General features: G+C 57.6%; 11 protein-coding genes. 8 read left to right on the top strand and 3 right to left on the bottom strand.

The annotated features are described in order from the left end of the window. Window positions 1–22: 22 nt before the first annotated feature. On the bottom strand, window positions 23–817 hold the full coding sequence (locus tag CFT65_RS11600) for a class I SAM-dependent methyltransferase (protein ID WP_088829538.1): 795 nt from the start codon (window positions 815–817) through the stop codon (window positions 23–25). Window positions 818–913: 96 nt separating this feature from the next. Here CFT65_RS11600 and gloB point away from each other — a divergent pair, with 96 nt between their 5' ends. The 7 genes from gloB to CFT65_RS11565 all read left to right on the top strand — a co-directional run bounded on the left by gloB (window position 914) and on the right by CFT65_RS11565 (window position 9,996). Continuing rightward, a complete protein-coding gene (gene gloB / locus CFT65_RS11595; RefSeq protein WP_088828313.1) occupies window positions 914–1,708 on the top strand; it encodes a hydroxyacylglutathione hydrolase in 795 nt (264 codons plus the stop codon). Between the two features lie 168 nt (window positions 1,709–1,876). After that, the gene (locus CFT65_RS11590; RefSeq protein WP_088828312.1) at window positions 1,877–3,577 is read left to right on the top strand and encodes a lytic transglycosylase; all 1,701 of its coding nucleotides are present in this window, start codon (window positions 1,877–1,879) and stop codon (window positions 3,575–3,577) included. A gap of 12 nt (window positions 3,578–3,589) precedes the next feature. After that, a complete protein-coding gene (locus CFT65_RS11585; RefSeq protein WP_088828311.1) occupies window positions 3,590–5,413 on the top strand; it encodes an extracellular solute-binding protein in 1,824 nt (607 codons plus the stop codon). A gap of 15 nt (window positions 5,414–5,428) precedes the next feature. Further along, window positions 5,429–6,514 (top strand): microcin C ABC transporter permease YejB, encoded by a 1,086-nt coding sequence (locus CFT65_RS11580; protein ID WP_088828310.1) that lies wholly within the window; start codon window positions 5,429–5,431, stop codon window positions 6,512–6,514. Beyond that, window positions 6,511–7,539 (top strand): ABC transporter permease, encoded by a 1,029-nt coding sequence (locus tag CFT65_RS11575; RefSeq protein WP_088828309.1) that lies wholly within the window; start codon window positions 6,511–6,513, stop codon window positions 7,537–7,539. The genes CFT65_RS11580 and CFT65_RS11575 overlap by 4 nt, the downstream gene beginning before the upstream one ends. Window position 7,540: 1 nt before the next feature. Further along, window positions 7,541–9,145, top strand: coding sequence for an ABC transporter ATP-binding protein (locus CFT65_RS11570; RefSeq protein ID WP_088828308.1), 1,605 nt, complete (start codon window positions 7,541–7,543; stop codon window positions 9,143–9,145). Window positions 9,146–9,210: 65 nt separating this feature from the next. After that, entirely contained in the window at window positions 9,211–9,996 is a 786-nt protein-coding gene (locus CFT65_RS11565) for an enoyl-ACP reductase FabI (protein WP_088828307.1), read from the top strand. Between the two features lie 72 nt (window positions 9,997–10,068). Here CFT65_RS11565 and CFT65_RS11560 read toward each other — a convergent pair whose 3' ends face one another. Next, complete coding sequence (locus CFT65_RS11560; protein ID WP_088828306.1) at window positions 10,069–10,473, bottom strand: PilZ domain-containing protein; 405 nt, start codon at window positions 10,471–10,473, stop codon at window positions 10,069–10,071. A 25-nt stretch (window positions 10,474–10,498) separates the two neighbouring features. Next, window positions 10,499–12,322, bottom strand: a complete 1,824-nt coding sequence (locus tag CFT65_RS11555) for a DUF1631 family protein (RefSeq protein ID WP_088828305.1) — start codon at window positions 12,320–12,322, stop codon at window positions 10,499–10,501. Window positions 12,323–12,497: 175 nt separating this feature from the next. Between CFT65_RS11555 and CFT65_RS11550 the strand changes: the two genes are divergently transcribed. Continuing rightward, window positions 12,498–13,574: a 3-deoxy-7-phosphoheptulonate synthase gene (locus CFT65_RS11550; protein ID WP_088828304.1), complete on the top strand. Its 1,077-nt coding sequence runs from the start codon at window positions 12,498–12,500 to the stop codon at window positions 13,572–13,574. Window positions 13,575–13,587 lie beyond the last annotated feature (13 nt).

Here is a 13,587-nt window from a genome sequence, read left to right as displayed (position 1 = left end):
TCCTGGTTCCGTTATCGATAATTTAGTTGAACTTGTTGACGGGTGCGCCACTCTGGCTGCAGCCCCGGGAAGCGCCGACAGTGCCGGTCCCCGGCAGCGCAATGACCTTATTTTGTCGCCAGACAGGGCGTCTGGGCAGCCGGGCATGCACGCGTTTCTTGGCGAGGATACAGTAATAGGCGCCTACTGGCAGGAGCCGGTTTCCGGACAGACGATTATCAAGCCGGCTGACTGGTTTACGGCCGCTGCGTTGCAGTGGGGTTCTGAAAAACCGGGTAACGGACGCTTCAACATTGAAACCCAGCAGGTGGAGCCAGTCCTCCATCCGACCACGCAACAGGAAGCGACCGCCCCAGGGGCCCTCGCTGCTTCTGGAGATCAATTTACGTGCTCCCCAAAGGCTAAGCGGATTAAAACCAAACAAGGCCATGGTGCCCTCCCCCCGGAGCACCCGCGCCGCCTCCCGGATCACCTGGTGCGGATAGGGCGAGAAGTCGGCAGTATGGTGCAATACCACGAGATCCATGGAGTCACCCGGAAAGGCCAGCTCGTCGGCATCGCAGATGGCCACGCCATCGGGGATGTGGGGATACCAACGCGGCGCTGTCATGATCTTCTGGGAAAAGTCCGTCCCCGTAGCCAGCGGCAACCGGTGGCTGATCCCCACCTGTAACTGCCTGGCACCCGTCAGTCTCTGGAGCTCGGCGTCGACAAAGCGCCTTTGGTCGGCCAACAGCGCCCGACCGAGCGGGCTCTGGAACCAGCGCTCAAAGCTTTCATGTCTGGCGGAATAATCAACTGCGTCGGATTCACTCACCAATGCGCCACTCCCGGAAGCTCGAACCTGTGGTTGGGGCCTTGTATTTAATGCTCTATCATATCAGTCACATTCGACAAGCACATGTGGGGCCCTATGCTGACCATTTCTGCCATACCCGCCTTCAGTGACAACTATATCTGGTGCCTTTCCGACGCCGCCAGCGATAAAGCTCTGATTGTGGACCCGGGCCAGGCCCAACCGGTTCTGGACCACCTGGCCGAGAACGGCCTGACACTCGATACCATCCTGGTGACCCATCACCACCCGGATCATGTTGGTGGTGTCAAAGAACTGGTTTCCCGGTTTCCGGACTGCCGTGTAACCGGCCCCGCGGATTCCCCCTATAAAGGCAGCACCAACCTGGTCCATCCCGGTGACGAGGTGATCTGGGAAGACATCACTTTCCAGGTTCTCGGTGTTCCCGGTCATACCCTGGACCACATTGCCTATTTCACGGATGTCGAGATTCAGGGCCGGCCGGTTCTGTTCTGCGGCGACACCCTGTTTGTTTGTGGTTGCGGCCGTCTGTTCGAAGGCTCCCCGGAGCAGATGCGCCAATCTCTTCAGACCCTGAGAGCCCTGCCGGGCAAAACCGCCGTTTATTGCGCCCATGAGTACACCCTCGCGAATCTCCGTTTCGCCCGTAGCTGGCTGCCGGAAGATGAAGGTCTCCGCGACTTCGAGCGACAGTGTCAGAGCGCCCGTGATGCTGGGAAACCGACGGTTCCTTCGGTACTTGAAAACGAGAAACGGTTGAATCCTTTTCTGCGCTGGGACGATCCGGCTGTAGTGGACTCCGCCCGTGCCTATTGCGCCAGTCACGGCTTGCCGGCAGATTCCGAGAATGCGATTTTTGCGGCTATTCGCCACGGCAAGGATAACTTCTGACGCCCCGCGATACGCACTTAACAAATCCTCTCACAGCCGTAACGAGAGGTTTCTTGACCCTTTGAAAAGTGGTCCCATAGAATCGTTCCAACTTTGTGGCCGTAAATTGTTCAATATGCCGGGTTTTCAGATTCTGGATCCGGCCTCAACCTGTAACCGGATGCCCTTATGTCGGTCAGACGATTGTCGTTATTATTTTTTGCCGGAGCCCTCGCCAGTGGCTGCAGTAGCCTGATCAGTCAGGGTGAGGAAAACCCTCTGAATACACAGGAAGTCACCGTTGCCGCAGGCGACGAGGGGCTGAAGAAGGCTGTCGAGACCGGAGAAAACGGCGATGCTGCCCGGAACGAACCGCTGGATGAGGCCATTGCACCCGAATTGAAGGTCGCCGCCAGGGAAGCCCGGGAGAAGCTAGACAATCCGGTTCAGAAGGACGTAGAAGAAAAGGTCGTTGAGCAGGATCTCTGGGCCAGACTGCGGTCGGGATTCGTGCTGGATCATGACATCGATAATGACCGCGTACGGGACCAGTTGAGCTGGTATGCCCGTCACCCGGGCTATATCGATCGGGTGGTTGAACGGGGCAGCCGTTACCTTCATTACATTGTCAACGAGACCGAAAAGCGGGGCCTGCCCGCCGAATATGCCCTGCTCCCCATTGTTGAAAGCGCGTTCGATCCCTTTGCGTACTCCCATGGCCGGGCCGCGGGTCTCTGGCAGTTCATTCCGTCGACCGGAAAGTACTTTGGCCTGACTCAGAGCTGGTGGCACGATGAGCGACGGGATGTTGTTGCTGCCACCGACGCTGCGCTGACCTATCTTGATAGGCTGGCAAATCGATTTGATGGCGACCATACCCTGGCTCTGGCCGCCTACAACAGTGGCGGAGGAACGGTCTCCAGCGCCATGCGCCGCAACCGGAACAGCAACAAGCCAACGGACTTCTGGTCCCTTAATCTGCCACGGGAAACCCGCCATTACGTCCCCAAACTGATCGCGCTGGCGAAAATATTTGATGATCCCGAGGCCTACGGCATCGAGTTGCCATCACTGAAGGACAAACCCTACTTCGAGGTTGTTGACACCGGCTCCCAGCTCGACCTTGCGCAGGCGGCGGAACTGGCCGGGGTGGACGTGGACGAAATTTACCTGCTGAACCCCTCATACAACCGCTGGGCAACATCTCCGGATGGTCCTCATCGGTTGCTCGTTCCGGTCCAGAATGCCGAGACCTTTCGCACAGCCCTGGCAAAGATTCCTGCCAATCAGCGTGTTTCCTGGCGCAACTATGAGGTCCAATCAGGCGACAGCCTGAATTCGATTTCCAAGAAATTCTCGACAACCCCGTCGGTACTGCAACAGGTGAACAACCTGAACAGTGACCTGATACGCATTGGCCAGCGCCTGATGATCCCTTCCGCGTCCAAGGGCACCGATGCCTATGCCCTCAGCGCCTCCCAGCGGCTTGAACGCAAACAGGAACGGAAGCGGGACGGAAACAAGGTTCGTTACACGGTCCGCAAAGGCGATACCTTCTGGGACATTGCCCGCGAGCATCGGGTATCCGTGCGTGAAGTTTCTGCATGGAATGGCATGGCCCCAGGCGATCCTCTGATACCGGGCAAGGAACTCGTCATCTGGTCCAAAACAAGTCAGCCGACGGTGATGGCAGCCAATAGTGGCCGTGGCAAGGCAATGGTCCGGAAAGTGGGCTACCGGGTACGCAAAGGCGACTCCCTGGCCCGGATTGCCAGCAGGTTTTCCGTGAATGTGCGGGACATCGCAAGCTGGAACGATCTGAATACCGCCCGTTATCTGCAACCCGGGCAAAGTCTGGTACTCTACGTTGATATCCGAAACAGTCCCTGACGTGCGAGACTTATGACAAGAACACGGAAAGCCTCACCCCTTACGTCGTTTTTTTCAGCCCTGGCGTTTATCGCCACACCACTCATCTCACCTTTTTCCGTCGCCGACGAGGCAATGCCAACACATGGCATTGCCATGCACGGCGACACCAAATACCCCGCCGGATTCAGCCATTTCGACTACGTTAATCCGGACGCCCCGAAAGGCGGCTCCCTGAAAATGGCGGTTGTTGCCAACGGCTTCGATTCTTTCAATCCGTTTGATATCCGGGGCGTTGCCGCCGCAGGCATCAGCAACTACCTGTATGACACACTCCTTGAGTCGTCGGACGATGAGCCCTTTTCCGCCTACGGCCTGATTGCCGAATCCCTGGAAACCCCCGAAGACCGAAGCTATGTGATTTTCAATATCCGGGAGCAGGCGCAGTTCCACGATGGCCAAGCCATTACCGCTGAAGACGTAAAATTCTCCTTCGACACCCTCACCACCCAGGGACACCCCTTCTTCAGGAACTACTACGCTGACGTCAAAGCAGTCACCATAGAAGGCCCTCGACGGGTACGTTTTGAGTTCAAGGAAACCAGCAATCGCGAACTGCCGCTGATCCTTGGCCAGATGCCTATTTTGCCCGCGCACTACTGGGCCGATCGGGAGTTTGGCAAGAATGGCCTCAACCCGCCGTTGGGCAGTGGCCCCTACAGGATTGGTGACTTCGAAGCCGGCCGGTCGATTACCTACGAACGCATTGAGAATTATTGGGCAAAGGACCTCGGCGTCCGTAATGGCCGATTCAATTTCGACCAGATCACCTACGACTATTATACCGATGACACCGTGGCACTAGAGGGCTTCAAAGCCGGCAGTTTTGATTTCCGGTTGGAGTCTTCTGCCAAGAACTGGGCAACCGCCTACACAGGGAAACGGTTCGAGAACGGCACGATTATCAAGGAAGCCATAGAGCACCATCGGCCTTCGGGCATGCAGGGTTTTGCCTTCAACACCCGCAGACAGGTGTTTTCCGACCCGCTCGTTCGCGAAGCGCTGGCCTATGGTTTCGACTTCCAGTGGGCCAACAAGAACCTCTTTTTTGACCAGTACACCCGCACTGACAGCTATTTCGAAAACAGCGACCTGGCATCCTCAGGTCTTCCCACCGGCCGGGAACTGGACATACTCGAACCTTACCGGGACCAGTTACCCGAAGATGTGTTTACCGAGGAATATCAGCCACCCACTACCGATGGTCAGCAGGGGCTGCGCGAGAACCTGAGAACTGCTATGGAGCTGCTCAAGTCCGCCGGGTACGTCATCCGCGATGGCAAGATGGTACTCGGCGAAACAGGCGAACCACTGGCGTTCGAGATCCTGCTGTTCCAGAAGAGCTTCGAGCGGGTGGTTCTGCCTTTCAAGAACAACCTCGGCCGTCTCGGTATCGATGTGACCGTACGCCTCGTGGACAGCAACCAGTACATCCAGCGCCTGAGGGAATTCGATTTCGACATGATTACTCAGGTGTTTGGCCAATCGGATTCGCCGGGCAATGAACAGCGGGAATACTGGCATTCATCCACCGTGGATGCCAACGGCTCGCGGAACTACATGGGCGTGAGCGATCCGGTGATCGACGAGCTTGTGAACATGGTAATTCAGGCGCCAAACCGTGAGGAACTGGTTTACCGGGTTCGGGCATTGGACCGGGTTCTGCTCCACCACCATTATGTGGTTCCCCACTGGCACCTGAGAAGCGACCGCGTCGCCTACTGGAACCATCTGCAACGTCCGGCCGAGACGCCCAAGAACGGCATCGACCTGGACAACTGGTGGGCGAAGCCCTGAGGAAAACGCCGCTAAATGGGCATCTACATACTCAGGCGTCTGGCGCTGATCATTCCCACGCTGATCGGGATCATGCTGCTCAACTTTGTCATCGTGCAGGCAGCGCCTGGCGGCCCGGTTGAGCAGCTTATCGCGGAGATGGAAGGCCACGGCGGCAGCGCCCTGGCCCGGGCCTCTGGCGGCGGTACCGGCGGCGAGGTAGCGGACTCCTCCGGCGACACGCGCGGTTCCCGCGGCATACCCGATGAGCTTCTGAAAGAAATCGAAGTCATGTATGGCTTCGACAAACCGGCCCACGAGCGCTTCTTCAAGATGCTCGGAGATTATGCCACCTTCAACTTCGGTGACTCCTTCTTCCGCGAAAAAAGCGTTATCGACCTGATTCTCGACAAGATGCCCGTATCCATCTCCCTGGGTCTCTGGTCGACGCTGATCATCTATTTCATCTCCATTCCCCTCGGCATCCGGAAAGCCGTTACAGACGGCTCCCGGTTCGATGTCTGGACCAGCTCAGCCATCGTGGTGGGCTATGCCATACCGGGCTTCCTGTTCGCCATACTGCTTATCGTGCTGTTTGCCGGCGGCAGTTATTTTGACTGGTTCCCGCTCCGGGGTCTGACGTCTTCGAATTTTGACGAGCTGACCTGGTACCAGAAAATCGGTGATTACTTCTGGCACCTGGCGCTGCCGGTCACCGCGAACGTGATTGGTGGTTTTGCCACCCTGACTTTGCTCACCAAGAACTCGTTCCTGGATGAGATCGGGAAACAGTATGTGGTGACCGCCCGCGCCAAGGGGCTGGATCAGAAAGAAGTGCTGTATGGCCACGTTTTCCGCAATGCCATGCTGATCGTGATCGCCAGCCTGCCCGGTGTCCTTGTCGCTCTGTTCTTTACCGGTTCACTGCTGATTGAAGTGATCTTCTCCCTGGACGGACTTGGATTGCTGGGTTTTGAAGCGGCTCTCAACCGCGACTATCCGGTAATCTTCGGCACCCTGTACATATTTACCCTGATGGGACTCATCCTGAAGCTGATCAGCGACATCACCTATGTCCTGGTCGACCCACGGATCGATTTTGAAAGCCGGGAGGGCGCGTGAGCTTTCGATCCCTAACCCCGATCCAACAAAGGCGCCTCCGGAACTTCCGGAAAAACCGGCGGGGTTTCTGGTCATTGTGGATTTTTCTGGCTCTGTTCAGCCTCTCATTGGTAGCTGAGCTGATTGCCAATGATTCCCCATTGATCGTCTCCTACAAGGGTGATCTGTATTTCCCGGTAGTGCAGTCGGTGCCGGAAGAGACCTTTGGTGGTTTTCTGCCGACGGAGGCGGATTATCGAGACCCTTTTATCTCCGATGAGATCAGCGCCAACGGGTGGATGGTCTGGCCACCGATCCGGTTCAGCTACAACACCATCAATTATGATCTTGAGGTGCCCTCACCGGCGCCACCCAGCGCCGAGAACTGGCTGGGCACCGATGACCAGGGTCGGGATGTTGCGGCCCGGGTGATCTATGGTTTCCGTATTTCGGTGCTGTTTGGCCTGACCCTGACTATTGCCAGCTGCATTGTTGGCGTAATTGTCGGTGCCATCCAGGGCTTTTACGGTGGCAAGATCGACCTGTTGGGCCAGCGCTTTATCGAGATCTGGTCTGGCCTGCCGGTGCTCTATCTGCTGATCATTCTTTCTAGTATTGTCCAGCCCAACTTCTGGTGGCTGCTGGGCATCATGTTGCTGTTCAGCTGGATGGGACTGGTTGATGTGGTCCGGGCGGAATTCCTGCGCGCCCGAAACTTTGAGTATGTAAAAGCCGCCCGAGCACTCGGCCTGGACAACCGCAAGATCATGTTCCGGCACATCCTGCCCAACGCCATGGTGGCCACCCTCACCTTTCTGCCTTTCATTCTCACGGGCGCAATCACGGGCTTGACCTCCCTGGATTTCCTGGGCTTTGGTCTGCCCTCCGGATCACCATCTCTCGGCGAGCTGATTGCCCAAGGCAAGGCCAATTTGCATGCGCCCTGGCTCGGCATTTCTGCCTTTGTCTCGCTGTCACTGATGCTTACACTGCTGGTGTTTGTAGGCGAAGCCGTGCGCGATGCCTTTGATCCGAGGAAGAGCTGATATGAGCCAACTGCTTCAGATCTCCGACCTCTCCATCTGTTTCAATCAGGGGCCCGCGGCGGTTGAATCCCTCTCGCTGGCTGTTCGCGAGGGCGAGACCCTGGCCCTGGTGGGCGAAAGCGGCTCCGGAAAATCCATTTCCGCGCTATCGATCCTGCGCCTCCTGGATGCACGCCATGCCAGCTACCCTAGCGGGCAGATACGCTACCGAGGTGAAGATCTGCTGGCTGCCACCGAGAAGCGAATGCGCCAGATCCGGGGCCGGGAGATTGGAATGATCTTCCAGGAGCCAATGACGTCCCTTAACCCGTTACACACGGTGGAAAAGCAGATTGGCGAAACCCTGGAGCTCCACAAGGGAATGCGAGGGCCCCAGGCTAAGCAACGGTGTCTGGAGCTGCTGAAACTGGTCGGCATACAGAATCCGGAAAGCAAGCTTGGCGCCTACCCACACCAGTTGTCGGGCGGGCAGAAACAGCGTGTGATGATCGCCATGGCACTGGCCAACGAACCCGATCTTCTTATCGCGGACGAGCCCACAACCGCCCTGGATGTCACCGTACAGAAACAGGTTCTCGAGTTGCTCCGGGATCTTCAGAAGAAGCTGGGCATGGCCATTCTGTTGATTACCCATGACCTGACTATCGTTCGCCGATACGCAGACCGGGTGGCCGTTATGGAGCACGGCAAACTCGTGGAGGAAGCCGAGACCGACGCTCTGTTTGCAAGCCCGCAACACGCCTACACCAGGAAGCTGCTGGATGCGGAGCCTCCGGAAGCGCCCCTGGCCCTGGGTAAACGCGCGGAACCGCTGCTCGCCGTTGAACATCTGGACGTGCGCTTCCCGGTCCGCAAGAATCTCCTGGGTCAGGTAAAGGAATCCTTTCACGCCGTGCAGAACGCGGAATTCCAGCTCAACCATGGCGAAACTCTCGGAATCGTCGGGGAAAGCGGCAGCGGCAAGACCACCATTGGCCATGCCCTGCTGAAACTTACCGCCAGTACCGGCAGTATCCGCCTGACGGGCGAGGAGCTGGCGTTTCTTAACCAGAAGGATTTCCGGCCCTGGCGGCGGCGGGTGCAGATTGTCTTCCAGGATCCGTTCGGCAGCCTGAGCCCGAGAATGTCCATTGCCGAAATCGTCCGGGAAGGGCTGGAAATTCATGATGCGGATAACGCCGCCGAGCATGACCAGAAAGTGATTCGCGCGCTGACCGATGTCGGCCTGGATCCGGAGGCACGGCATCGATACCCACACGAATTCTCTGGCGGCCAACGCCAACGTATTGCCATCGCCCGGGCCCTGGTGCTGCAGCCCGACCTGATCATCCTGGACGAACCCACTTCAGCCCTGGACCGCACCGTGCAGAAACAGGTCATTGAACTGTTAAGGGATATCCAGACCCGTTATGGTCTAAGCTATATCTTTATCAGCCATGACCTGGCTGTGGTGCGCGCCCTGAGCCATAAGCTATTGGTGCTGCAGCATGGCCAGATTGTGGAATATGGTGACGCGGCCGAGATCTTTCATGCACCGCGGGCGGAATACACCCGTGAGCTGCTCAATGCCGCATTCTTTTACCAGAAACCAACTACGACTATTTGAGCGTTACCCCGGCCAGAGCACTCGGGGATAATGCTCACAAATCAGGAACACAGGGAGAACGACCCATGGGAATCCTCAGTGGCAAGAAAGCACTGATCGTTGGCGTAGCCAGCAAACTGTCTATTGCTTACGGCATCGCCGAGGCCTTCGCCCGCGAAGGTGCCGAATTGGCGTTTACCTACCAGAATGAAAAACTTCAGCCACGGGTTGAGAAATTCGCCGAACAATTCGGCAGCAAGCTGACCTTCCCCTGCGATGTCGCCAGCGACGAAGAAATTGAAAACGTCTTCAAGGAACTGGGCAAGCACTGGGACAACATCGACATTATTGTCCATGCGGTGGGCTATGCGCCTGGACACGAGCTGGACGGCAACTACGTCGACGTGACCACCCGTGACGGCTTCCGCATTGCCCACGACATCAGCTCCTACAGCTTTGTCGCGCTGGCCAAGGGTGCTCGCGGCATGATGCACGAAGGCAGCTCGCTGATTACCCTGAGCTACCTGGGCGCCGAGAAGGTTCTTCAGAACTACAACGTGATGGGCCTGGCCAAGGCCTCCCTGGAAGCCAACGTTCGCTATATGGCCGCCAGCCTGGGCCGTGACGGCATTCGTGTGAACGGTATTTCCGCCGGCCCGATCAAGACTCTGGCCGCCTCTGGCATCAAGAGCTTCCGTAAGATGCTGGCCGAAAACGCCAGGCGGGCACCGCTGCGTCGAAACGTCACCATCGACGAAGTGGGTAATGCTGCCGCATTCCTCGGCTCTAATCTGTCCTCAGGTATTACCGGCGAGATCATGTACGTAGACGGCGGCTTCAACATCACTGGCATGGGTGAACTGGAAGAGTAAGCCTTACCCGCTTCCGAAAACAAAAGAGCCGGCGCTATGCCGGCTCCTTTCGTTGGATTGCACGGACAAGAGTCAATCCTGGGCCATCGCCGAGGCCACGGCCTCCACCCACTCGACGTATGCGGTTTCGTCAGACTCGATGATTCGCGCCCCCACCAGAAAGCTCGACTCGTTGGGTCGACACCAGACCACTTCGACCATCAGACCGAAAGGCTGGGCATGGTTACCAAGAAATACGCTCGCCGGCAGCAGGGCCCCCAGGGAAAGGGGTTCGTCAGCTGTCAGGCAAAGACCACTGGCGGAAATATCACGAATACCGCAGACAAGGTCCCGCTCCTCGGCTCCGGTTTCTTCCGGCAAGCCGGACTCAAGCTCGAGTATTGCCCTGGCTCGCGCCGTAAGACGGTAATCGGCCCGATTGTCCTGATCAACGGGCGGTTCATTCCGGGTTCCAAAGCTATAGTCATTATCTGCCATTGTTGTTTTTCCTGCTTCGGCAATATCAGTTGCGGCCAACACGAATCCGCCCGACTACCCTGCTAAGGGTATCGTCGAATTCCGCGGAGGTTCCCAGAACCCGGATCCGTCCTTCGACAATCCCTTCAACCAGGGCGTCCTCGAGAAATTCGCGCCGGTTCAGGCCGAGACGGTCCACAAACACGAGCTTTCTCGACGCATTGATGCGCACGGCCAGTTTCAGACGGGCAGGTTCATCAGACGTTTCATCGGGTTCAACGACAATCCAGCCACCAAGCTTGATGGCATCCACCTGTTTCTCGGCCAGCAGCGTTCTTTCCTTCCGGATCCGTTCCTGTTCAGCCTGTTCATCGGCTAGACGTTGCTCTTCATCGGCTTGCCGCTGGCGCTCAAGCTCGGCTTCACGCTCCGCTTCCTCGGCTCTGCGCCGTTCTTCCGCGACTTCTTTTTCCCGCCTCAATTCCTCGGCGCGCAGCCTGGCAGCTTCCGCCGCCTGTTCCCTCTGCCGACGCTGCTTCTCGCAGACCCGGGCAAGCAGTTCCACGGTTTCTGCCAACACCGTTCCGAACGGCGTGAGCTGCGGCAATGGCCCGATCTGCTCCTGCTCAAGGGCCCTCTGAAACTCGCCCCAGGTCTGCAGCCCCAGTTTCACGCCGGCGCCGTTGGTCCAGAGGATTTCTGCCGATTCCGGTAAGAACGCATAGAAGTAACGGCGCTGCTCTCCGACACCCTCGCCCTCGACAAACCATTGCCCCTCATACGGTTCAAAAGCTTCTGCCGCGGGCACTTCGAAGCTGAGCCAAGTGCTGTCCCAGTGGAAGCTCCCCTCCGCAGGCAGAGCCTCCACAAGATCCGGCGCCTCCCCTCTCAGCCTGGAAACCATAGCGGATTCGATCCCGGACAGGGACTCCGCAGGCAGTGATTCATTAAAAACCCGTTTCCAGACATCAAGGATGCGATCACCGATCTGTTCGCCCACGTGATAGAGCCGGTTACGGTCCTTGTCGGAAAGCGACGGATCACCAATCCAGACCAGCCATTCCAGCAACTTGCTGCCATGTCGCAGATTCTCTCCCTCGAGACCGGAATCCCAGATCGACTGTTTCAGCAGACCCTGCCAGTGATCAAGGATAAAGCGGACAATCGGAAGCGGCAGCTTGCGCCCCTGGAGAGCCCGACCGATCAATGCCCGGGAAGACTGCTCTGCCTTGCGCTGCTTTGCAGCGCCCTGCTCGGTTTCCAGCAGCCGTTGGCGGAGCTTTCCAACCTGGGCATTCCTCTTCCCGGCGTCTTCCTGCCAGCTATGACAAAATTCGTTCACCGGCTCCGTCTTGCCGGATTCAAAACTTGCGGAAACGGCGATAACCAGCGAATCCAGCTGATCCATCAGAACCTTGGCGGAACGGCCTCCGGAATCACTCCAGCCGCGCCACTCCTGAAGGCTGTCCAGCCACTCCAGTAGCGCCTTGCTGAAGGCTTTCTTGCCCTCCAGATTCATGCGCCAGGCAAGATAGAAGCGCAGCCTTGCCACCCGGCGGGCGAGGCTCGGGTGCAGGCCGCTTGTCTTCAGGAACACGTCCATGATGCGGTCAGCCACATAGGCGGCGTTCACCTGTCGGGCTGACCACTCCAGATGAACGGAGCGGATCACATGGGTCACGCGCTCGTCGCGCTGTTCCGACCAGCAGGAAATGAGCAGCGGGCGCCAGTCGCTGACGGCGTCTGGTTCAAGCTTGCCAGCCGGGTATGGGAGGTCAGGAACACGGATGCCGGCCAGGACATCGTCAATCTTGCCTGAAACCGCTACAACGGAAGGCACATCCTTCGGTCTCTGCCTGTTTTGCGACATCCGTTCCCCGTACTTAAGAAGCGTTGAAAAGGCCCTGTAAATAACGCAGTATAACCAACTCGCCGGGGTTTACCGCAACCGTGGGCCGGCGTTATTCGCGTTAATCTGCAACCTTGTTGGCATAATCCATGGTCCATCAGGGCTGCAACGATCAGAATCGGGGAAGCAGAACAACATGTCGGGCAACAAACTAGAGAATCTGAATGTGGCGAGCCAGGAAGCACTGATCACTCCTGAAGCGCTGAAAAAGGAGATGCCGCTCTCCGACAAGGCCGCAGATACCGTCTCAAAAGGTCGTCAGGCCATCTATGACATCATGGATGGCAAAGACCATCGGCTGTTTGTGGTGGTTGGCCCCTGCTCCATTCACGACGTCGAAGCCGCCAGGGATTACGCTACGCGCCTCAAGAAGTTGGCCGATGAAGTCAGCGACACCTTGCTGATCGTAATGCGCGTGTATTTCGAGAAGCCCCGGACTACCGTTGGCTGGAAAGGTCTGATCAACGACCCGCATCTCAACGACACCTTCGATATTGAGCAGGGCCTGCACATCGGTCGTCGTCTGCTACTGGACATCAACGAGATGGGTCTGCCCGCGGCCACCGAAGCGCTGGATCCGATTTCCCCGCAGTATCTTCAGGACACCATCGCCTGGTCCGCCATTGGCGCTCGGACGACTGAGTCCCAGACACACCGTGAAATGAGCAGCGGCCTGTCCATGGCCATCGGCTTCAAGAACGGCACCGACGGCAGCCTTGACGTTGCGGTCAATGCCATGAAATCCGTGTCGCACCCGCACAGCTTCCTGGGCATCGACCAGCAGGGTCAGGTGGCGATTATCCGCACCAAGGGCAATAACTACGGCCACGTTGTTCTGCGTGGCGGCGGTGGCAAACCCAACTATGATTCGGTGAGCGTCGCCCTGTGTGAGCAGGCAATGGACAAGGCAGGCCTCCGCAAGTCGATGATGATTGACTGCAGCCATGCCAACTCCAGCAAGGATCCGGCCATCCAGCCTCTGGTTATGCAGGATGTGACCCATCAGATTCTGGAAGGCAATACATCGATCCAGAGCCTGATGGTTGAGAGCAACATTAACTGGGGTAACCAGTCCATTCCGGAAAATCTGGCAGATCTCAAATACGGCGTATCGGTGACGGACGCCTGTATCGACTGGCCGACCACGGAAAAGGCCATTCGGGATATGCGCGACAAGCTGAAAGACGTGCTGCCCAAGCGCAAGATCGGCTGATTAAAGCAGTATT

It is taken from the genome of Marinobacter sp. es.048 (assembly GCF_900188435.1).
Taxonomy (GTDB): domain Bacteria; phylum Pseudomonadota; class Gammaproteobacteria; order Pseudomonadales; family Oleiphilaceae; genus Marinobacter.
Note: the sequence above shows the minus strand (reverse complement) of the source record. Positions and strands in the feature narration are given on the sequence as shown.